The following is a 22035-nucleotide window of genomic DNA, read 5'->3' on the forward strand; positions in this document are numbered from 1 at the left end:
TATGCTCTACGAAACTTTTAATTCAATAAGAGAATCATTTGGGCAGGATTATTTTATTTCGCGGGTTAGCGATGAGATAGTCCAGAATCTCAATCCAAAGTTTGAATTACGCGAATACCAAAAAGAAACGCTGGGCCGATTTGATTTTTATTTCAACGGCTATCAAAAAAGACAATTCCCGGCGCAATTGCTTTTCCATATGGCAACTGGAAGCGGCAAGACGCTGATAATGGCTGCCAATATTTTGTATTTATACACGCTCGGGTACCGCAATTTTATCTTTTTTGTAAACAGCACGAACATTATTGAAAAAACACGGGATAATTTTTTAAATCCTTTATCAGAAAAATATCTTTTTGCGCCAAAAATTAAGTTTGGAGAAAAGCAAGTTGATGTTAGAGAGGTTCAAAATTTTGAAGCGGTAAATTCGGGAAATATCAATATTGTTTTTACCACTATTCAGGGATTGCACACGCGTTTAAATTATCCTCGCGAGAACGCTTTAACATATGAAGATTTTGAAGACAAAGAAATTGTCCTTATCTCAGATGAAGCGCATCACTTGCAAACCCTGACAAAATCCAAATTATCAGGAAGTGAATTGGAAGAAAAAAGAAGCTGGGAATATACAGTTGAGCAGATTTTCAGGAGCAATCTTAAAAATATTCTGTTGGAGTTTACGGCAACGATTGACTTGGGCAATCAAAATGTCAGGCAAAAATACGAAGACAAAATCGTCTTCCAATATGATTTGAAACAATTTCGCTTGGATAAGTATTCAAAAGAAATAGAGGTTTTACAGGCGGATTTAGATCCGATTGACCGAGCTTTACAGGTAGTTATTTTAAGCCAGTATCGCAGAAAAATTGCCGAGAAAAACAAAATAAGGCTAAAGCCAGTGATTCTTTTTAAGTCTAAAAGCATAAAAGAATCAAAAGAAAATTATGAGGGGTTTTTATTAAAAATAAAAAAATTATCCTCCAAAGATATTCAAGAAATACATTCACGGGCAAAAGGCACAATTTTAGAAGATGTGTTTAACTATTTCCAAAAAGAGAATATAACTTTTGACAATTTAATCAGAGAAATGCAAGAGGATTTTTCTGAAGAAAAGTGTATGCTTTTGGATTCCGAAAATGTTGATGAAGAAAAGCAATTAAAACTTAATTCTTTAGAGAATAAGAATAATGAGCTGAGGGCTATTTTTGCGGTTAATATGCTAAATGAAGGTTGGGATGTGCTTAACTTGTTTGATATTGTCCGGTTATACGATACGCGGGATGGGAAATGGGTTCACGGTAAGTATAAGCCCGGCAATACGACAATGGGTGAAGCGCAGCTCATTGGCAGAGGAGCAAGATATTTCCCATTTCAATTAGACGAGATACAAGATAGGTATAAAAGAAAATTTGATGAAGATGCCGAAAATGAAATGCGTGTTATAGAGGCATTACATTATCATAGCAAACACAATCCTGATTATATTTCTGAACTGAAATCGGCTCTTACTGAAATCGGAATTTTACCGGAAAAGTATATTCAGAGAGATTTGTTTATTAAAGATTCTTTTAAGGAGACTGAATTTTGGAAAGAAGGTGTGATTTTTATAAATGACAGGATACAAAATCCAAGAGGGGAGATATTTAGTTTGCAAGACGCAAAAATTGAAGAGAAATATAGATACGAATTGAGAACTGGAGAAATTAAAGAAGAAATTATTTTAGATGAAGCAAAGAAACCAAAGTCATCAGGCGTTACGCGTGACAAAATAGCATATAAATTTGTTGATTTTGGAGAAAATATAGTGCGAAACGCTTTAGATAGATTTGAGTTCTATAAATTCCAAACACTAAGGAAATATTTCCCTTATGTGAAATCAGTTAAAGCATTTATTTCGTCGCTTAATTATTTAGGCAGCGTTAGCATAGAGGTTTTAGGCCCAAAGGACAAAATAAATAAATTAACTTCAACTCAAAAATTAGAAATGGTTTTATTTGTAGTTAAAAAGATATCGGAACAAGCGAGAACTAACACTTCAGAATTCATAGGGACAAAATTATTTAAGGCACAGTTACTTAGAGATATTTTCGGCAAAAATGAAGGCAGAAAGACCTTGAAATTGGATAGCGACAGCGAAAGGGCGCAGGAGATGGTAGAAATAAATTTGGATGATAAAGATTGGTATGCGCAAAACGATTTATATGGAACAAGCGAAGAAAGAGATTTCATCAAATTTATTGATGAAGCTATAGAGAAATTAAGACAAAAATATTCAGATATTGCTTTACTTCGCAATGAAAAGTTTTTTCAAGTTTTTGATTTTGATGAAGGCAGAGCGTTTGAGCCGGATTTTATAATGATTTTGAAAAAAAGGAATAGAGCCATTGGTATTTATCAGATTTTTATTGAGCCAAAAGGAGATCAATTTAAAGACAGTCAAGGCAAGTTTGAAAATTCTAAAGAGGGATGGAAACAAAAATTTTTACTTGGGATGGAAGAAAAAGCAGACACTGATTTAAAATTGGAAAATAAACACTTTAAGCTGATGGGGCTGCCTTTTTACAACGAAAAATTGAAAAAAGATTTTGAGGAAGCGTTAGAAAATAAAATACTTTTTTAAATTATGAAAGACGGGGGTATCCCAAATAGTTAAATTGAAGAATGATGTCAAATCTTTAAACATCTGGATTCCCCGATTAAATCAGAGAATGACAAGCGAGATTGCTTCATCCCGAAAGCGTTCGGGATTCGCAATGACAGAAAGGATATTTTTAGATGAAAATTTTTAATGTCAAAAAAGAAATAATAGAAAACAAAAAAGTCTCTTCCAATTGTTATAGAATGACATTCGAGTCAAAAGAAATAGCTTGCAGAGTAAAACCAGGACAATTCCTGCATATAAAATGCTCGGATACATATGATCCCTTATTAAGAAGACCCATCAGTGTTCATAGTATAGAAAACAATGTTATTGGAATTCTTTATAAAGTAATTGGAAGGGGAACAGGATTATTATCTAAGAAGACCTCAGGAGATACTATAGATGTTATAGGTCCATTAGGCAATGGTTTTGATTACCAATTAGTTTCCAATTGCCAGTTGCCAATTCTTGTTGGTGGAGGTATAGGAATTGCCCCCTTATATTTTCTTGCTCAGAGACTTGTTGAGAGAGGCTCAAATATAACTGTTCTTATTGGCGCGGATACTAAATACAACATTCTCTGCGTAGATGAGCTTAAAAAATTGGATTGCAAAGTGAAAGTATCTACAGATGATGGAAGCGCAGGAATAAGCGGAACAGTTGTTGATTTATTAAAAAATGAACTTATTCCAGCAAATTCAAAATTCAAAATTCAAAATGCAAAATTTAAAATTTTTACTTGTGGGCCTGTCCCTATGCTGAAACAGGTTAATCAATTAGCTTCCAAGTATAATGTTTCCTCTCAGGTCTCATTAGAAAGGCAAATGGCGTGTGGTGTTGGAGCATGTATGGGATGCAGTATAAAAATCCGAAATCCGAAATCCGAAATCCGAAAAAATAAGATGTTTGATTATAAACAGGTTTGTAAAGACGGTCCTGTTTTTGATATTAAAGAAATTGCTTGGGAGGAGATGTGAGTAAATTAAGTCTTGGTGTGGATATTGCTGGAATAAAGATGAAAAGTCCCGTAATGACAGCTTCCGGCACATTCGGATATGGCTTGGAGTATTCACAACTAATAGATGTAAAAAAATTTGGAGCAATTGTTACAAAGACTATAACACTGGAACCAAGGATTGGTAATCCCCAACCTAGAATTGTGGAGGTAACTGGTGGTATGCTGAATTCAATAGGACTCGAGAATCCAGGAGCTAAAGTTTTTATTGAAGAAAAACTACCAAAGCTAAAAGGGTATGGCGTGCCAATTATAGCAAATATTTCAGGCAGCAGAGAGGCAGAGTTTGTCAAACTTGCTGATCTATTGAAAGATATTGGATTATCAGGTCTAGAGTTAAATATTTCCTGCCCAAATGTGGGATATGCAGGACTATTTGCCCAAGATGCAGATACAACTTATAAACTTGTTAGAAAGGTAAGAAAGGTTACAAGTCTGCCACTGATTGTTAAACTTACTCCTAATGTTACAGATATTACACTAATTGCCAGAGCAGCAGAAGACGGGGGCGCAAATGCAATATCCTTAATCAATACTCTAATAGGCATGAGTATAGATATTCAGACAAAAAGGCCTAAGCTGGCAAATGTCGTTGGAGGGCTGTCAGGCCCTGCAGTTAAGCCAGTAGCATTAAGAATGGTCTATGAAGTGTCTAAAAAAGTACGTATCCCAGTAATTGGGATGGGAGGAATAATGACTTCGGACGATGCTATTGAATTTTTACTTGCCGGGGCAAGTGCAGTTGCTATTGGCACAGCAAACTTTGTTAACCCTAATACTTGCTGTGAGATTATAGAGGGCATTAAAAGATATATGAAAAACAACAAGTTTAGTAATATATTAGATATCGTCGGGCGAATTAATGAGTAGTCTTTCTCTAAAGTCTTATGCAAAAGTTAATTTATTTTTGGAAGTATTATGGAAAAGAGATGATGGTTACCACGAAATTGAAAGCCTGATTCAAAAAATAAGTTTATGCGACAATGTCCTGCTGGAAGATAGACCGCGAAGTATAACTATTCTCTGTCCAAACAAAAAAATCAACATTCCATCTAACCGCAACAATCTGGCATACAAAGCAGCAAAACTACTTATAGAAAGATTTAATATTAAAAAAGGGATTTTTATTACAATTAACAAAAAGATACCTGTTGGTTCTGGTTTAGGAGGCGGTAGCAGCAATGCAGCTTCAGTTCTCAAAGGATTAAATCAACTCTGGAATATCGGGTTAAAAAATGCCGAATTGCAGGAATTAGGAGCAGAAATAGGTTCTGATGTCCCATTTTTCATTAATGGTAAAACTGCACTGGTAAAAGGACGAGGAGTAAAAATACACACTTGCTTTACTATGCCTAAAATATGGCTTGTTCTAGCTATTCCAAATATAAGTGTTTCAACAAAATGGGCATATGGAAGACTGGATAGGGAGTTGACAAAAAATATAAATAGTGCTAGATTGCCAAGACTTAAGAAGTTACAGGTAAAGGATATAGTGAATAATTTGTTTAACAGATTGGAGGGGGTGGTGTTTAAGGAATATCCTCTTATTAAGGCCATTAAGGAGAAAATGATAGCTTGTGGAGCAAGTGGTGCTTTGATGAGTGGAACAGGGTCTGCAGTTTTTGGTATAGCCTCAAGCAAAGACAATGCTTATAAAATAGCCAAAAAAATTTCTAATGACCCAAAATTAGAAGTAGTTTGTTATGTGGCAAGTGGTCTCTAAAGTAGTAGACAGCAAATTAAGGAGAGAATTTCAATGGAAATTACAGAAGTAAAAGTCAGACTAAGGGATAGAGAAGGAAATAAATTAAAAGCGTACGCAACTGTTACTTTTGACGATTCTTTTGTTGTGAGAGACTTAAAAATTATTGATGGAAGAAAAGGATTGTTTGTAGCAATGCCTTCTCGGCAGGTAAGAGAAGCATGTCCCAACTGCCATCATCGCAATGCTCTCAGAAGCAAATTTTGTAATCAGTGCGGCAAGGCTCTCGAATTTCAGAGTGTTCCAAGAAAAGAAGGAGAGGATAATAGATTAGATGAGCACAGAGATGTGGCGCATCCAATAACTACAGAAGCCAGAGATTATCTGCAAAAAAAGGTATTAGAAGCCTACGAGGTAGAAAGGGCAGAATTGCCTCAGGAGGTTAAACCCGAACAGGTAGTTGAGCCTGAACCAGTAGTTGAACCTGAACCAGTAGTTGAACCTGAACCGGTAGTTGAACCTGGGTCTGAATCTGGTATTGAGCAATCGTCAGAAAACGTTGAACAGCAATCTGAAGATACTCCTGAGCAATCACCAGAAATTGAGCTTAATACTGATCAAATAGAAAAACCTGAATAGATAAGTCAGGAATAATAATTTAATTGCCCGGTGGTGTAATGGTAACACATCAGTTTTTGGTACTGAGATTCGAGGTTCGAGCCCTTGCCGGGCAACATATAGAATATCGCGGGGTGGAGCAGTCCGGTAGCTCGTTGGGCTCATAACCCAAAGGTCGTAGGTTCAAATCCTACCCCCGCTACCAAGCTAACAACTTGATACGCAAAGAGTTAAGTAGAAGCTAGGAGAATTTCTCTTCTGGCTTTTTTCTTTCAGAGTAACTATAGAGTAACTTGAGAGCCATCTTTCCCCTGCCAATGCGGACGTAATGGGTATAACAAGTTCGCACGAATGTGCTCTGGGGCGTCCGTGCCTGTGGATGAAGCCCCAACAGGCACTACTGCGCAAAATGCAATCAACGGAGAATTGCCGTCGCTCAACAGGGACGCTGTCCCTGAGAAGCGACCTGAAGCAGGACAATGAAAAGCCTGCAAAGTTATTTGGTATATATCAAGGGCATTTTTACATAACATTTTCTATCCAACAGACCTTAGAGGCAGAGTGGTTTTGTCTATCGGATAAAAAAGCATTATGTAAACTAGCGTAGATTTATATGTGTAAGAAACGAGGCACACGATAGAGTTAATCTTAAAGCCAGCAACGCTCCTTCCCACTAAAGAAGCCCCAACTGCCCTAGCCATACCCTTGATATATTTTGTGAGTTTCCATAGCTTGCTGAAGTTATCTTTACTTCCTACCACGAACACCCCACCCTGTAGAATTCGCAAAGATGAATACGCACCACCCAACTGACGAAGCAGCAGAATGTCAATAAAAGTCAATAATCTTGAACCTTATCATTTCTTAGTAATATTGAATGTAAGCATAAGTAAGCAATCTGGTTACCTGGGTTCCCAACTCTGCAACAGTTAAGTCTTCCTTTTCTGCCCTGTCTAGCCATTTTTTTTGTTGTTCGGGTTCTAAATATGCTATTTCGTTATGATGTCCAAAACTTAGATTAGGTCGACGCCGACCTAATTCAATTCTTCCACATAAAGCAACATCATGTCGCAAGGTTTCATAATCAAAACCTGTTTCTTCAATGGCTTGCGAATACATCTCTCCATATTCCATATGGATTTAATGCGGTATCTAGCCATGCAGAGGCATGCACAAGCCATTTTCTCTAATGACTAATGGTTTGTGGTATGGGTTGAAGGGGAAAAAGGGCTCAGGATACCTATGTTTTGACAGCTCAGCCATGAAATGCTATTATCACATTAGCAACATTGTTAAACGTAAACGAATCGGAGAAAATATAACGATAACAAAGTAGAATAAGACAATTTAATTCACGCTTTTAATTAAAAAACCTCACTCAAGGTGGCGTGAAGCGGGCGTTATGCCCGTCTTCGTCTGTTCTGGCTTGCCAGAATATAAAATCCTTGAGTGAGGTGATGGAGACGGGCTAATTGTTTAAGAACAAGTTATATCATAGTAATAATTTAGAGAACCTACCTACCGTACCTTCCAAGAATATAGCCATTATCTGTTTAGTCCCACCTTTTCAAAGTTGGAATAATTACAATCGGATATTCCAGTCCCAGCGGACAAAGGAAAGAAGAAAAAGAGAAGGTAACGACTATGCGTAAACTTTCGGATCAGGAGATTGGAAAAATTGTAAGCCTTCTCAAGGAAGGCAAGCCCTTGCACGATGACTACAAGGTCAGCCTCTTTGATACCAAGAAGGAATATGAACTGCTCTATGCTGATAAGGAAAGAGAGGTTGATATTCTATCTGACACCATGTCTGTGCCATTGCAGAAGGTCAAGACCTTCCGAAACGGCAGGAACGGCAATGACTGGATGAACATGCTTATCTTTGGCGATAACCTTCAGGTGCTGAAGACCCTCTTACAAATGAAACTGGAAGGCAAGCTCACAAACGCCGATGGAACGTCAGGAGTGAGGCTCGTTTATATTGATCCACCGTTTGCCACAAGGCAGGAGTTTCGGGGAAGCCAAGATCAGAAGGCGTATCAGGACAAGATTGCTGGGGCAAAGTTCTTGGAGTTTTTAAGGAAGCGGCTGGTCTTCCTGCGAGAATTGTTGAGTGAGGATGGGAGCATTTATGTGCATTTGGATTGGAAGAAGGGGCATTATGGAAAAATTCTCTTAGATGAAATATTTGGAGAACAAAATTTTAGAAATGAAATAGCGTGGTGTTATACAGGGCCATCTGCTCCAGGACAAAAACAATTTTCTCGGAAACATGAGATTATATTATTCTACGCAAAATCAAATGATTATGTTTTTAATGTTGATGAAATTCGAGTTCCATATCATGACACAACAGCCGGAAAATTTGAAAGTGAAGGAACGGGTTTTGGCGGAACTGAGGCCGATTTATCAAAAGGTAAAATACCAGAAGATTGGTGGTACTTACCAATTGTGGCAAGAATAAGAACAGAGATTTTAGGGTATCCCACCCAAAAGCCCGAAGCATTACTTGACCGCATCATCAAAGCCTCCTCCAACCCGGGCGACCTTGTGCTGGACTGCTTTGCCGGCTCAGGCACGACCCTTGCCGTAGTGGAGAAGTTAGGCAGAAGGTGGATTGGTGTGGACTGCGGCAAGCTTGCCATCTATACCATGCAGAAGCGCCTCTTGAACATCGCCGAGAGCAAAAACTTGGAGAAGCCTAAGAATAAATATGAAAAGCCGTGCAAGCCTTTCGCTCTCTACAATGCAGGTCTTTACGATTACAAGATGGTCAAGGAACTCCCCTGGAAGCAATATCGGGAATTTGCCTTAAAGCTCTTTCAGTGCAGGAATAAGAAGTATGAGATTTCCAAGATTGAACTTGACGGCTACCTGGGGGCGGATAGCGTCATGGTCTTCAATTACCAGAAACACAAAGACGCCGTAATGGACAGGGGATTTATTGATGACCTCCATAAATATCTGGGGCACAAAATTGGCAGACGCTTCTTTATCATCGCCCCCGCCGCCTCGGTGCAATTTCTTGAGGACTACATAGAAAAAGGCAAGACGAAATACTTTATCCTCCGCATCCCTTATTCCATCATTGAAGAGATTCACAATCGAGGTTTTACCAAGATCAAACAGCCTGTCAGCGAGATGAATGTCAACGACACAGTGGATGCCGTGGGGTTTGATTTTATTCAAGTGCCGATGGTGGAATGCAAATATTATCTGGATAAATCAAAGAATCCTGATCTCCTGAATCAGAAGACAAAAGAATGTGTCATTAAGATTGAGAAGTTTGAGAGCAAGGTTATCTCCCGTAAGCCGCTGGAGTTTGCCAATCTTGAGACCCTTTCTATGGTCATGCTGGACTACGATTTTGATGGGGAGGTCTTTGACCTGGACGAGGTCTTCTATGCCGAGAACTTGAAGAAGAACGACTACGAGGTGCGGTTTGCCGAGAATAAGGTAAAGGGGCAAATCATGGTTATTTACATTGACATCTTCGGCAATGAAAAGCGGGAAATAAAGACACTGTCCGACTTTAACGGAAAGAGGAAAAACCATGCTTGAGCGGCAGACCTTTCGGAACAAGGATTTAGTCCTTAAAGTATCTTCCAACTACGATCCCAAGAGGTTTGATCCGAATAAATACGAGGCTTTTCTGGACGCCCTCTGCGAGGACAGGGAATACCAGAAAGAGGCAATCAGGGAAGCGATGCGCTACTTTTTGGGCGGTGAATACAAAAGCCTCAAGGAACTGGCGGAGGAAAACTATCATAAGAACCCCAAACTTCAGGAGAAGTATTCATCTTCTGCAGATTTCTTAAGCTATCTGCAACTGCCGGATAAACTCTCCTGCTCTCTGGATCACGCAACGGCTACCGGCAAAAGCTATGTGATGTATGGCATTGCCCGCATTATGCTGGCCGAGGGCGCTGTGGATCAGGCGTTGGTCCTGTGTCCTTCTAACACCATCGAGGCTGGGCTCACAGAGAAGTTTCTGAGCCTCTCCGCTGATAGAACCCTCAAAGACCTTCTGCCTGCCGATTCTAAGATTGCCAACCCACGTATTATCAATGCCTCCAACACCATTCAGAAGGGGGACGTCTGCATTGAGAACATCCACGCCACCTATATCAACACCAAATCTGCCATTGAGGATAGCCTTGTCGGGAAAGGCGAGCGGACTCTGGTATTGAACGATGAAGCACACCACTTGATGAGCCCCTCCGATACGGCACTCAAAAAATGGAAGGAATTTTTACTTGATCCTAAATATGGATTCAAATTTATCGTGAATGTTTCAGGCACTTGCTATATAGAAGATGACTATTTCACTGATGTCATCCACCGCTTTTCCTTGAGGGATTCCATTGAGGAGAAGTTTATCAAATCTATCCGTTATGTGGCAGAGGACTCCTCAGGGAGCGAGGATGAAAAGTTCCAGAAGATTTACGACAATCACATTGAGAACAAGACGGTAAAATACCGTAAGGTTAAACCCATTACTATCCTGGTTACCAAAAACATCGCCGCCTGCAAGCGTCTCACCGATAAACTAGTTGCCTTCCTTGCCACCAAAGAAAGGATCAGTAAAGAGCAAGCGGTAGCGAAGATTTTAATCGTTACCTCTGCCAACGAGCATAAGAAAAATATCCCCATCCTGCGAAGGGTGGATGACAAGGACAACCCCATTGAGTGGATTACTTCTGTTAGCATGCTCTCCGAAGGCTGGGATGTCAAAAACGTCTTTCAGATCGTCCCGCATGAGGAGAAAGCGTTTAATTCAAAACTTCTGATTGCCCAGGTACTGGGAAGGGGCTTGAGGATACCTGAGGTCTACAGGGGCAATCAACCAGTTGTAACTGTTTTCAATCACGATAAGTGGTCAGGGAGTATCAAACACCTGGTAGATGAAGTTTTGGAGATTGAGAAGCGCATCCACTCCTACCCGGTGGAGAAGAAAGAGGACTACAACTTTAATCTATATCAAATTGATTATGAGAAGGTAATAGAAGAGACTAAGGAATATCCAAAAGAGGATGAGTTTGAATTACTCAAGAAAGGATATATTGCTTATTGGAGCCAGGAGGAGGATGTAGAAAAGAGCACTACCTACGTCAGGGCGGTCTCTGGCGAGCAGGATGTAAAGAAAACGCTGATTGAGTTCAAGATGTATTCTGTCGACGAGGTGGCACATGATGTGTCCAATCGCCTTCGTATTTTTGACCAAGAGGCAGGGACCGACTATAGCGGAGAATGGCCTAAAGAAAGAATTGCTAACATTATCCGACAGTCTTTGCGACAAGTGAACGATAAAACAGGCATGGTTGGCGAGGAAAATCGCCAGAAAACAATACAGGCATTTGGTGTTATCAAAAGGAAAAGCAGCACTTTCCCAAGGATAGTGCTGAAATCAAAAGAACCCTACAAAATCAGCACCCGAAAGATAAATAAAAACAGTGTCGGTGTAGGGGCTCTACGGCGTGACAACACGGTGTTTTGGGATGACTACTCTTTAACTACTGGAGACGAACAAGATAGAAAACTCCTAAAAGAGTTGGTTGAGATAAAAGAGGACGGAGAGCTTATAGATATTGTTAAGGTTGAAAACCGATATAATTTCAAAACTCCGCTCAATATGACATTATCTAGCTACAAACCAGAGAGAAAATTCATACAAGGTTTGATTAAGAGTGATAATGTCAAGGCGATAGATACATGGATCAAATCTCTGGATGTGGGTTTCTACAGTATTGAATACTCATGGCGAAAAGGGGAGCATCCTAAGCCGGGGAGTTTTAATCCTGATTTCTTTATCAAGGCGGGTAGCGATATTATTGTGGTGGAAATCAAGATGGACGATGATATCTCCGATGAAAATAAGGCTAAACTCCGATATACCAGGGAGCATTTTGCCAGGGTCACCGAGCTGCAGAAAGAGCAGAGGTATTATTTCAAATTCCTTTCCCCAGGAAGTTATGACCTATTTTTTAAGTCCTTGAGGGAGAAAACGCACAGGGATTTCAAATCAGAGCTTGAGGCAAAGTTAGAGGAATAATTTTATGGGGACGGGAAAATTATTGAAAATTATATAAGGAATCAGGTATTCTTAGAAAGGACAGAAGAGTAGGATGGATACTTTGAAAACGAAAATAGCAAAGATGTCGCAAGAAGAAAGATTGAAGCTAATAAGAGAATTGGCACGCAGGAAGGCTATAAGAGCCCGCTTGATGAAAAAGATACCAAAAAAAGGAGAGCAAACAGATGAAAGCTAAAACATTATTATTTATGTGCTTCTTAATTTTATTTTGTGGGGTAAAGGCATCTGCGGGAAGTAGAGAAATAAGAATGACTATCTCAGAACTTAATTTAAGTTGGGCAGATTATGAAAACAAAATAATAAGAATTGAATTCAACTATGCAACAGGTATATCTCAAGTAAATAAAGGAATTTATTGCGCAAATTTATGGGATGAGCATGGAAATAATGTTTATGCTGAGTTTAAAACAACTGGATTTAATTATATGCAGCGAACCACACGTAAACGAAGATGGTACATATCTGCTATTGTAGTTAGAACCACGCTTCAAAATAAATACGGAGCGACTTCTGTTGGACCAATGTTAAAATTAATCGGGCGTAGACACCAATCAATGGGTTTTAAACCTACATACAGATGGTAAAAGCAATTTCGATAGCCTGCGAGGGCTTGACGAGAATTTGTATATTGTTATAATAAGGGCGTAAAAGAATTTATTATGATAGTAATGATACTTGCTCCCCGCTTGACTTCCCGAAAGGGCTCAGGCGGGGTTATTCATTTATAGGTCTATATATTAAGAAATGATAGAATCATCTAAAAAGAGGGCTTTTGTGTTTGCCGGTGGGCAAGATTTATTCCATGCAGTAAAGGAAGCTTTTGGGTATTCCTTTCCGAATTATGATATTAAATTATTATCTGAAAGGATATGTTCAATGCAAGGATGGACTTTGGGTGATGTATATTTCTATACGGGGATACCGGATTCACAAGACAACAGTTTCTGGCATAATTTCTGGAGTAAAAAATTAAGTTATATGGGACGGGCTGGTATTAAGCCTTTTTCAAGAGAGTTGAGATACCATAATCAAAAAATGGAATGTCCGTCATGCAATAAACTTTATACTGCTCTTGTAGGACATGAGAAAGGAGTAGATGTTCGTATAGCTCTTGATGTTATTAGGCTTGCTCGTGAAAAAGCTTATGATATAGCGATTATATTTAGCCAAGATCAAGATTTAAGCGAAGTTGCGGAAGAGATAAGGGGAATTGCTATTGCACAAAAGCGTTGGATTAAAATAGTTTCAGCTTTTCCTGCAAGTCCTACATGTAAAAATAAGAGAGGTATAAATAAGACTGATTGGATTAAAATTGATAAACAAACTTATGATTCTTGTATAGATTCTAATGATTATAGAATTGGTAAGACTAAAGAAAAAAATAACTAGTTATCCTCTTTTCGTCGTTCTTCATAACCCTATCTCCTTAAGGTCGTGTGCTATTCTATTTTTTACCACCGGATCACTGATATGCTTTAAGATTATAGTTTGTATCTGAATGACTATAACCTTCAATTCTTTTATATTGATATTAAGAGTGTCCCCATTCTCTATCCTGTGCAATCTCTCTGCCATAGATGACACCTTATCAGCCATATTTGCCAATGATTCCATAACCCGTAGCTCTTTTGGCATATCTTCAAACTTCTCAAGATAGTTTTGTATAAGTGTAACTATAAGAGCAATTTGATTCCTTAGATTCAGTAAATTCTTATCTTGTAGATTTTCTTCAATCCTATTTGCATTTGTTGATTGCCTATACTTAGAATATAATCCATGTTTAATAGGAGTAGCACCACCATGTTGATAACATTTGTCCTTCCCCTTTATAGCGTATCGCTGACATCTTGTTTTAGTTCTTTTATTTATAGCTGTGCATTGCATGAGGTATTCTCCTTTTTTATGTTAGCATGAGGTATCAAAATTTTTACCTTTTTTCAACTTTTCACAATAAACTACTTAACAACATCAAGCTTTTAACACTATATAAGAGTATAATAGCCATGTGGTGTCAACTAGAACGACTTTGGTTGTCAATATAGTTGACATCACACATTTCCTACCATTACTCTTGTAGTGTCAACTGTATTTACACTACATACCTTTTTCTCTTCTTTCCCAAGAATCTTCCTGAGAAGTTCTGTATCGTTGACCAACACATAATGCAAAGTTCCCTTATACCAGTGTGTTTTTATCAGCCCAACGTTTGTCAGTTCTTTAATGCATTTATTTATCATCTGCCTGCTACAACTTATCTTTGAAGCAAGTGTTCCCTGACTGGGACTTGCCATTACTCTTTTAGGTCCAGCTTCTACCCGGAGGCGAGTATAAACCGCCTCTGCGGTAGATGAGACTTTGTCTAACAATCCAGTTTTATAAGGAAGCGTAAACAATTTCACAAATTCCCCACTTTCAGTTACTTCCAATTCACTACCTGATTTAGGCGCAATGCCATATTTATCCGAAAAATGCTTCCCAATATCCCAGACAGAAATATTTTGACCTCTTCCTAAGCAACATTCTCTCGTAAATTCAATAACTCCGCCATAAATTCCACAACCAAAACAATGGAATCTATTCTTCTCGGGATAAATATGAAGAGATGGATCCTTATCGCCTCTATTATGCCTGTCAGGACGGATACAGTGGATTTTCCTATAAGGCCCGATGACTATTCCCATATCAGCACATACAGACTCAATACGGACTTCCTTCTCTATTCTTTTAAAGTCCCAAAAACACTTTGCCTTTTTCAAAGTAAACTCTCCCTGTTAATACCCTTTGCTCGCAGAATTCTCCAGCTCAAGTTAGGGTTTTCTTATAGTTGTCAATCTTCCCACCTATTCCCTTACGGGCAGGATTTTTTCCTAATCTATAGGGATAGAGTGGACAGTTTGGACTAGTGCAGAGTTTTACCTCTTTGGATTGATTGCACATACAATCCAAACATTTCTTTCTAATTGCTTTTATAGGTGTTAATCGCTTCATTGTTTTAGTTCCTCTCTTATCTTCTGTAATTTCTCAGATTTTTTCAGTGCATCTTTTTTCCCTTCTTGAACTAACTCTTCAAATTTGGCAACATCTACGACAACTCGATTGCCGATCTTAATAACAAGTCCTGGGTATCTCGACTGGCACTTAAAGCGATATAAGGTCGCCCTCGTATAAGGTATTCCAGTCTGTTTCAGACGTATTTCGTCATTTACTGGAACATATCTTTCTGTTTCCATTTTTATTCACCTGCCTTTCCTTTTGTGATACGTAATCATTCTTTATAAATTAAATATAAACTTATTTTAAAAGTTTGGAAATTTACTAAAACAGGCTATTTGGAAGGGGAATTTAGTAGGCTAAAAATTGGATTTTGCAAAAAGATTCAGTAGGGGCTGGTTATTTCTTAATGCCTTTTTCCTTGTAAAATTCTCGAAGCTCTCTTGTGGATTTGCGAGCTTTAGGAAGTATCTTTGCTGTGTTTTTTTTATAATATCTTTTATTGCGTGCACTCTTTCCGCAATCTTTACCTTCTGCTCTAAGTGAGCAATACTTCTTGCCTTTTAAATACCTAAAATAATCTTCACAGAAAGCACATTTAGAAAGCAATTGTCTGCTTATCAGTTCATCTCCAAAGCTCTCAAGCATTTTGATTAAGAAAAGTTCTAAGGCATTTTTCATTGTTGAATAATTATATTTTTCAAAAAAAGCATTCAAGTAATCTTTAGAATCAAGAATGCGAATATATTTTTTGTTATTATCAGTAATATTTGCCCATGTTTGAGGATTTAGGCCATAGTACTTACAGTCGTCTGGATCTTCACTTTCGGGTTCGAGACGTTCAAATCTACTTTTAAAAAGCTTGGCATCCATGTCATGCATAGGATTTATTATTGTATCGATTACAAGTTGCTGTAAAGCATAAATATATCCCATAAATTCCATATCTCCCATTAATGAGCTGCGATGTTCGAGTTGGCAGTAATTTTTCCAGATCATAACGAATATCGCTTCAAATTGTGCGTCAAATGTTGAAAAACCATAGTGTTCACTTGTGCCTTTTTTAAAAATCTTATTTCTTATCCAAAAATCAGAAAGCAAGAACTCATAATATCTTTTCGGATAATTTTTGGTTTTTTTTGGTATATAACAATAATCCTGCAGAGAGTAATAGAATAGAGATCCTAACGAAAGATCAGAGTTTTTGTATGGCTTAGCGATTATGGATACATCTAATGTTACTGTTTTTGCCTCTTTATTATAGAATTTGAGAAATAACTGCTTAATTATTTCAGGTGCGTTTTCTAAAGTTTCTTTTGATTTGTTTTTAGGACAATAAGAAGCATAAGAATATAATAAGGATGGCCATAATTTGCTTTCACGTTGTTTAGGAGGGAAACTATCTGGGGGTATGTTATGACCGCTCCAACCCATAAAATATGCCTCATCTAGTAGCCCAAATCCCAACTCGTCATACGTAATTGACCAATCATTGAAATTAATATCATTTATTGGCATTTTATATCATCCTATCCATGCCCAACCACCTCATCCATAACCTCTGCACCTTCCCTGAGCCTCTCTTCTATCAGATGAGCGTATCTTTGAGTCATTTGAGGGCTTTTATGTGTTAGTAACCTCTGGAGAGTGTAAATATCTACCTTACCAGAAGAGGCGAGCATAGAAGCATAGGTATGCCTTAGATCATGGAAACGAAAATCATCAGGCAATTCAGCAAGCACTTTTATTCTATTCCAGGGTTTCTTTATATCATATCTTTGTTTGTTTCCTTTACCCGGGAATACTAATTCGCTTGCTTCTGTTAATTGCTTCTGTTCATTGAGACAAGACAAAGCGGTGTTGTTTAGCGGTATTACCTCATTCTTCCCGCCTTTGGGGTTTTTTATATACAACCATCCATTGTTCAAGTCCACATCTTCCCATCTCAGCTTGAAAATCTCTCCTCTTCTCAGGCCGGTGAACAAAGCCAGCTTTACAATGTTCGCTATATCCTTGTCAGGATATTCCTCTAATGCTTGAAGAAGTCCGTTAATCTGCTTTTTATCCAACACATTGATAACCTCGTTATTTACTCTAGGTTTATTTACCTGTTTAACGGGGTTCTTTCCGTTATAAAGATTCATTCTTTGAGCATAGTTAAAGATACGGGACATAAGTTCCATAGCATTTCTGATGCTCTTAGATGTATAAGGATTGCCAAACCTTGTGGTAGTCTTGCCCATCTCTATCTTGAGTTTTTCAATATCAAAAGGGGCAATCTGATGTAATTTCTTATCTCCAAACCTCTTTTTAAGAAGATAGCTGTATAGACTCCAAGTTCTCTTCCAATCTTTTCCTCTGAGCTTATACTCTTCAAAATAACGCTTTGCAGCATCATCCAAGCTGTATTTTATGCTTCGTCTATCATAATAGGTATCTCCGATGAGTTCGCTCTTTATCTTGGCCTCAATTTTCTTAGCAAGTTCCAGATTGAAAGGAATTTGTTTCGTAACTGTCTCTCCATTATGCTTTACGATTACTTTATAAGTCCGTTCTTTCATTGGAAGAGATTTTTGACAATTCCCGCATTGTTTGCGCTTCAAGTTCTGAACACTCTTGCAATTTGAACATACTACATAAATAGGCATAATTTTATTCCTTTACAATCCATTTTGCCTTCTCTATAATTTGAGTAGATAAAGTTACCCACAGAATAACCCACAGGTCTGCTGGAGTAACCATAGAGTAACTTTAAGGAAGGTAAGCTAGTAAAAAATGGTAAGCGAAAGTAAAAGTAATTTCTCATATAACTCACTATATATAAAGGAGTTAGTAAAGTCAAGTAAAAAATAGAAAAAATTAGAAATGGTAGTTTTGACGGGCTCATAACCCAAAGGTCGTAGGTTCAAATCCTACCCCCGCTACCAAGTTAATAGCTTAGTTTCAACTAGTCATACTATTTTCCTGCTATCCGCTAAAAATACTTGGCAAGACGTCTTTTTATTTATATAATTCCTGAGAAGATAAAAAAAACTTTGCATATATCCTTATAGGAGATAAACAGTGGAAAACTACAGTAAGAAAGTGATGGAGCATTTCAGAAACCCACGAAATGTAGGTGAAATAAAAAATCCGGATGGCATTGGGCACGTAGGGAATCCTGTTTGTGGGGATATTATGGAAATGTATATTAAGGTGAAAAATAATATTATTGTAGATGCTAAATTTAAGACCTTTGGATGTGGTGCAGCTATAGCTACAAGCAGCATGGTTACTGAATTAGTTAAAGGAAAAACTATAGATGAAGCACTTAAGATATCAAATCGAGCAGTAGCAGAGGCATTGGGTGGACTTCCACATATAAAAATGCATTGTTCGGTTTTAGCAGAGGAGGCACTCAAATCAGCAATTAATGACTATCTAAAAAAATCCACAAGAAAGTAAATATTCACTAAACTCCGTTACATAAAAATCCGAAATTCTAAATCCGAAACTCGAAACAAATTCTAAATTCAAATTTTCGAAATTCCAAGTATTGTTTTGAGCATTTGTATTTTTGTCATTTGATATTGTTTCGTATTTCGTGCTTCGAATTTACACTGTTTTATCTCTATTCATAATGGCCTTTACTGAGTATTTACAAAAAAAAGATAGCAACGATTATAAATTTTGATTTAGGTGGGATGTGTCATTAATTAGTGATATTATCTGTGTGTTGTCTGTATTCTCAATAATATTTAATGCAGCATTATCCTGCTTTATCTTCCAGAACGCAGTCTCTAACGCATTTGGAGAAAGTATTTTACTCAATATTATCCTTATTGGCCCTCCATGAGTTACAATAACAACATTATTCTCTCTTGCACTGTTTAATATTTCATTAAATGCTGTCTCAACTCTTCTTTTTAGTTCCAATATTGATTCCCCTTGAGGCATTGTGAAACCCATTATATTATTCTGCCACTCAGAAAATTCATGTGGATAACTCATCTGGATTTCTTGAAAACTTAGGCCTTCCCAATTTCCAAAGTTGATTTCCCTCAGGTCTTCCTTTAATTCAATACTTATTCTGTGAGACTTTGCTATTATTTCTGCAGTTTTAAATGCTCTTTTTAAACTACTGCTGTAAATTCTGTAAATATTTTCCTTTTCTAATCTTTTACTTGCCAATCCAGCCTGGATTATGCCTTCTTCATTTAACTCCACATCAGTAATACCAAAATATTTTAGTGCGCTGTTGCCAGAAGTCTGGCCATGTCTAATAATGAATATTTTCCCCACTCATTGACTCCTTGCTCTCCCTTAATCTCTCAACATATTCATAGGGTATTCTTACACTCCCCATTAGAACCTGATCTTTTGCCTCTCCATGACAGTCAGAACCGCCTGTAACCAATAGCCCATACTCTTTTGCCATTTTTTCGTAATGCTCAGCAGTTTCTTTAGATTGATGATTATAAAACACCTCTATACCACCTAATCCCTTTTTTAGGAGGTCTATTATAATGTCATCTCTGTGAAGTAGCATTGGATGTGCAAGTATAGAGATACCTCCTACGCGGTATATTAATAAAATAGTTTCTTCCAGACTCAATTTATATCTCGGGACATAGCATGCTTTTCTGTCTCCTATATGCTTATTAAAAGCTTCTGAAATAGATACTACATACCCCTTTTTTTTCATGACCCGGGCAAGATGAAGTCTTCCTATTATCTCTCCTTTTGCCAGTTCTAAAACTTCTTCAAATTTTATATTCATTTCAAATTGAGCTAATTTGGATATCATTTTCTTCATTCGGCTAATTCTTTGTACAGACAGGGTTTTAAGTGTATCTTGTAGAGTTTTATTTTCCCAATCTATAAACAGTCCCAGAATATGTAACTCTACTCCTTTCTCGTCTGTAGCCAATTCTACTCCGGGAATAACTTCAACATTCATATCCTTGCCAGCCTTGATTGCTTCAGAAATGCCTTGAACAGTATCATGATCTGTTATTGCTATTGCGTGTATGCCTCTTTTGGCTGCTTCCCTCACTACCCTTCTCGGCGAAAAAGTTCCATCTGAAGCAGTAGTGTGAATGTGCAAATCAGCGCATTTGTTCTTCATATTTCTCTATGCTTTCCTTACCTGAGAGGACACCTATTTCCAAATGATATTCTCTTTTCTCTCCGGGTCTCATAAACTGGAGTGTTTTAGCTTCTCTCTCTTTTGCTCTGCCTCCCACCATGCAATTTGCAGGCTCTATGCCTACCACATATGTTCCTTCGCCATTCATTTTCCACTCAATAAATCGCGGAAGCTCTTTCTTGAGATATCTAATATAGAAACCGAATCCCTCTCCATTATCGCATGTTTTATTTACAAGCGCTGCTGTTACAAATCCATCTTTATCCTCAGCCATATTAAGATAATATACTCGTTCCTTGAACCCATGTATTGGTCCGCTGAACTTATTATATTTTTCCTGTTCTATCTTTGCTTCATCGTCCCTCGGAGAGACACTATTTACTTGAGCAATTAAACTTGAGCCTTCATCAACTGCTGGGTAGCCTCCGTTAATGTGGTACAGTATCATATGAGGGACATCCTCAAATCCTAAATTCTCTACCACATCGTAAACAAACAGCCTGCTTTCACCCAGTTTTGCCGTAATTTCTCTGGTTAAACAGATATTTTCGCCAAAAACCTTGGTCTGGATAATTTCCCCTTTTATCTTCATGATATAATTATCATCTTTCCATTCGGACTTAATGGAAACATCAGTAGCTGGTATGTTTGATATTCTTCCATGCAGTCCTAGCTTTTCTCCATTATCTATGCATGGCATACCTGCCTGAGTCAGTCCGCATGTGAGGAGCAATCCTCCATAAAAGCTTCTTAACCATTCAAATTCTTCTGGCTCGTAATAACTTGGTGCTACATCACCTGTCTGCGATCTCCAGCATAAGGACTTACCATTATACTGTGCAAAAGAAATATCCATACCCCTGGATGGAAGAACTGTAAAAGAAAAACCCGAACCTGTCCTAATATCAGCAGCTTCAACACCCTTTCCTCTTCCTTCTAAAAGCGTATATCTTTTTATGCCAGCAACTTGCGAAATACTTCCAACTTTTTTTAGTAACGTTTTCTTATCTATCCTTTTACCGTATAAGACAGCCATTTTTACCCCCTATTATTCTATGTTCTTAAAACCTGCAGTTATATCGGCTATTTCTGCAAATTTATCTTTAACCATGTCTGTGCTTTGCCCCATTCTGTACGTATCCTTATCAAGCCTGGCTTCTGGATTGAGTTCTCCCAATACATTGGCTTGATTAAGATTAGGGTTTTTGTGTGCGTAGGGCCACAGCCGAAATGAGCCTCCTGAAATCTCATCTATGAGATATACTTCTCCATCAATAATACCATATTCCAGCTTAATATCTATTAACTGAACATCAAAATGTGCGAAAGCTGCCTCAAGATATCCGAAAGCCTGTTCATTAATTTTTTTCATCGCAGCGTATTCAAAACCACTCTTTGCCTTTATGATGTAAGCAATATAGGCATTATCCAGCATAGGATCATGCAACGGATCATCCTTATAGTGAAATTGAGTAATTACAGTATTGTATCTCTGCCCTTCAGCAGCATTGCCCCATTTCAGAATAGAGCCTGCAGCAACTCTTCTTGACACAACTTCAAGGTTAATCTTTCTGTCAAGTTTTCTTACAAGTGCGACTTTTTCTTCGGGGCTTGAGATATAATGAGTTCTAACTCCTTTTCTATTAAGAAGTTCAAATGTATCTCTATTAGTTTTCCAGTCAACTAAAGCCTTGCCCATAATTACATCGTGTTTCACTCCATCACCTGCTGTAATATCATCTTTGAAGACCATATAAACCGTTTTCTCATCCTCAGGATTTCTATAAATTATCTTTGTCTTCCCTTCTGCTATTTTGTCCATGGATTCAAAATTTATTGACATAAC

22 protein-coding genes and 2 tRNA genes are annotated in these 22035 nt (G+C 37.9%); 13 read left to right on the top strand and 11 right to left on the bottom strand.

What is annotated here, in order from left to right; translation table 11 throughout:
* Position 1 precedes the first annotated feature (1 nt).
* The 7 genes from KKC91_09310 to KKC91_09340 all read left to right on the top strand — a co-directional run bounded on the left by KKC91_09310 (position 2) and on the right by KKC91_09340 (position 6181).
* A complete protein-coding gene (locus KKC91_09310; protein MBU0478749.1) occupies positions 2–2620 on the top strand; it encodes a DEAD/DEAH box helicase family protein in 2619 nt (872 codons plus the stop codon).
* 155 nt (positions 2621–2775) lie between these two features.
* On the top strand, positions 2776–3618 hold the full coding sequence (locus tag KKC91_09315) for a dihydroorotate dehydrogenase electron transfer subunit (protein MBU0478750.1): 843 nt from the start codon (positions 2776–2778) through the stop codon (positions 3616–3618).
* Positions 3619–3656: 38 nt separating this feature from the next.
* Positions 3657–4526 (top strand): dihydroorotate dehydrogenase, encoded by an 870-nt coding sequence (locus KKC91_09320; GenBank protein MBU0478751.1) that lies wholly within the window; start codon positions 3657–3659, stop codon positions 4524–4526.
* Positions 4519–5379, top strand: a complete 861-nt coding sequence (locus KKC91_09325; GenBank protein MBU0478752.1) for a 4-(cytidine 5'-diphospho)-2-C-methyl-D-erythritol kinase — start codon at positions 4519–4521, stop codon at positions 5377–5379. Before KKC91_09320 ends, KKC91_09325 begins: the two co-directional genes overlap by 8 nt.
* A gap of 33 nt (positions 5380–5412) precedes the next feature.
* A complete protein-coding gene (locus KKC91_09330; protein MBU0478753.1) occupies positions 5413–5997 on the top strand; it encodes a septation protein SpoVG family protein in 585 nt (194 codons plus the stop codon).
* Positions 5998–6021: 24 nt separating this feature from the next.
* Positions 6022–6092 (top strand) — tRNA-Gln (locus KKC91_09335).
* Positions 6093–6104: 12 nt separating this feature from the next.
* Positions 6105–6181: transfer RNA gene (locus KKC91_09340), tRNA-Met, on the top strand.
* Between the two features lie 659 nt (positions 6182–6840).
* Here KKC91_09340 and KKC91_09345 read toward each other — a convergent pair.
* Entirely contained in the window at positions 6841–7110 is a 270-nt protein-coding gene (locus KKC91_09345; GenBank protein MBU0478754.1) for a hypothetical protein, read from the bottom strand.
* 510 nt (positions 7111–7620) lie between these two features.
* Between KKC91_09345 and KKC91_09350 the strand changes: the two genes are divergently transcribed.
* From KKC91_09350 to KKC91_09370, 5 genes are all read left to right on the top strand, one after another.
* Positions 7621–9537, top strand: a complete 1917-nt coding sequence (locus KKC91_09350) for a site-specific DNA-methyltransferase (GenBank protein MBU0478755.1) — start codon at positions 7621–7623, stop codon at positions 9535–9537.
* The gene (locus tag KKC91_09355) at positions 9530–12028 is read left to right on the top strand and encodes a DEAD/DEAH box helicase family protein (protein ID MBU0478756.1); all 2499 of its coding nucleotides are present in this window, start codon (positions 9530–9532) and stop codon (positions 12026–12028) included. Before KKC91_09350 ends, KKC91_09355 begins: the two co-directional genes overlap by 8 nt.
* A 73-nt stretch (positions 12029–12101) precedes the next feature.
* A complete protein-coding gene (locus KKC91_09360) occupies positions 12102–12245 on the top strand; it encodes a hypothetical protein (GenBank protein MBU0478757.1) in 144 nt (47 codons plus the stop codon).
* Complete coding sequence (locus KKC91_09365) at positions 12235–12654, top strand: hypothetical protein (protein MBU0478758.1); 420 nt, start codon at positions 12235–12237, stop codon at positions 12652–12654. Before KKC91_09360 ends, KKC91_09365 begins: the two co-directional genes overlap by 11 nt.
* A 160-nt stretch (positions 12655–12814) precedes the next feature.
* Complete coding sequence (locus KKC91_09370; protein MBU0478759.1) at positions 12815–13459, top strand: NYN domain-containing protein; 645 nt, start codon at positions 12815–12817, stop codon at positions 13457–13459.
* A 21-nt stretch (positions 13460–13480) separates the two neighbouring features.
* On the opposite strand, the gene KKC91_09375 is transcribed toward KKC91_09370, so the two are convergent.
* The 6 genes from KKC91_09375 to KKC91_09400 form a co-directional block, all read right to left on the bottom strand.
* On the bottom strand, positions 13481–13954 hold the full coding sequence (locus KKC91_09375; GenBank protein ID MBU0478760.1) for a hypothetical protein: 474 nt from the start codon (positions 13952–13954) through the stop codon (positions 13481–13483).
* A gap of 164 nt (positions 13955–14118) precedes the next feature.
* Entirely contained in the window at positions 14119–14826 is a 708-nt protein-coding gene (locus KKC91_09380; GenBank protein MBU0478761.1) for a hypothetical protein, read from the bottom strand.
* A 46-nt stretch (positions 14827–14872) separates the two neighbouring features.
* Entirely contained in the window at positions 14873–15058 is a 186-nt protein-coding gene (locus KKC91_09385; protein MBU0478762.1) for a hypothetical protein, read from the bottom strand.
* Positions 15055–15300 carry a hypothetical protein gene (locus KKC91_09390; protein ID MBU0478763.1) on the bottom strand — a complete coding sequence of 82 codons (246 nt, stop codon included), beginning with the start codon at positions 15298–15300 and terminating at the stop codon, positions 15055–15057. The genes KKC91_09385 and KKC91_09390 overlap by 4 nt, the downstream gene beginning before the upstream one ends.
* 160 nt (positions 15301–15460) lie before the next feature.
* On the bottom strand, positions 15461–16579 hold the full coding sequence (locus KKC91_09395) for a hypothetical protein (protein ID MBU0478764.1): 1119 nt from the start codon (positions 16577–16579) through the stop codon (positions 15461–15463).
* A gap of 11 nt (positions 16580–16590) precedes the next feature.
* Positions 16591–17709 (bottom strand): site-specific integrase, encoded by a 1119-nt coding sequence (locus KKC91_09400; protein MBU0478765.1) that lies wholly within the window; start codon positions 17707–17709, stop codon positions 16591–16593.
* A gap of 439 nt (positions 17710–18148) precedes the next feature.
* Between KKC91_09400 and nifU the strand changes: the two genes are divergently transcribed.
* The gene (nifU, locus tag KKC91_09405; protein ID MBU0478766.1) at positions 18149–18505 is read left to right on the top strand and encodes a Fe-S cluster assembly scaffold protein NifU; all 357 of its coding nucleotides are present in this window, start codon (positions 18149–18151) and stop codon (positions 18503–18505) included.
* Positions 18506–18721: 216 nt separating this feature from the next.
* Here the strand turns inward: nifU and cobC are convergent, their stop codons facing one another.
* Genes cobC through KKC91_09425 form a run of 4 tightly spaced genes read right to left on the bottom strand, consistent with a single transcriptional unit; the run spans position 18722 to position 22032 of the window.
* A complete protein-coding gene (gene cobC, locus KKC91_09410) occupies positions 18722–19342 on the bottom strand; it encodes an alpha-ribazole phosphatase (GenBank protein MBU0478767.1) in 621 nt (206 codons plus the stop codon).
* The gene (locus KKC91_09415; protein MBU0478768.1) at positions 19320–20168 is read right to left on the bottom strand and encodes a PHP domain-containing protein; all 849 of its coding nucleotides are present in this window, start codon (positions 20166–20168) and stop codon (positions 19320–19322) included. The genes cobC and KKC91_09415 overlap by 23 nt, the downstream gene beginning before the upstream one ends.
* Positions 20149–21225 carry an aldose 1-epimerase family protein gene (locus KKC91_09420; protein MBU0478769.1) on the bottom strand — a complete coding sequence of 359 codons (1077 nt, stop codon included), beginning with the start codon at positions 21223–21225 and terminating at the stop codon, positions 20149–20151. The genes KKC91_09415 and KKC91_09420 overlap by 20 nt, the downstream gene beginning before the upstream one ends.
* A 12-nt stretch (positions 21226–21237) precedes the next feature.
* The gene (locus tag KKC91_09425; GenBank protein ID MBU0478770.1) at positions 21238–22032 is read right to left on the bottom strand and encodes a hypothetical protein; all 795 of its coding nucleotides are present in this window, start codon (positions 22030–22032) and stop codon (positions 21238–21240) included.
* Positions 22033–22035: the final 3 nt, after the last annotated feature.

This window comes from bacterium (assembly GCA_018812485.1).
GTDB lineage: Bacteria > JAHJDO01 > JAHJDO01 > JAHJDO01 > JAHJDO01 > JAHJDO01.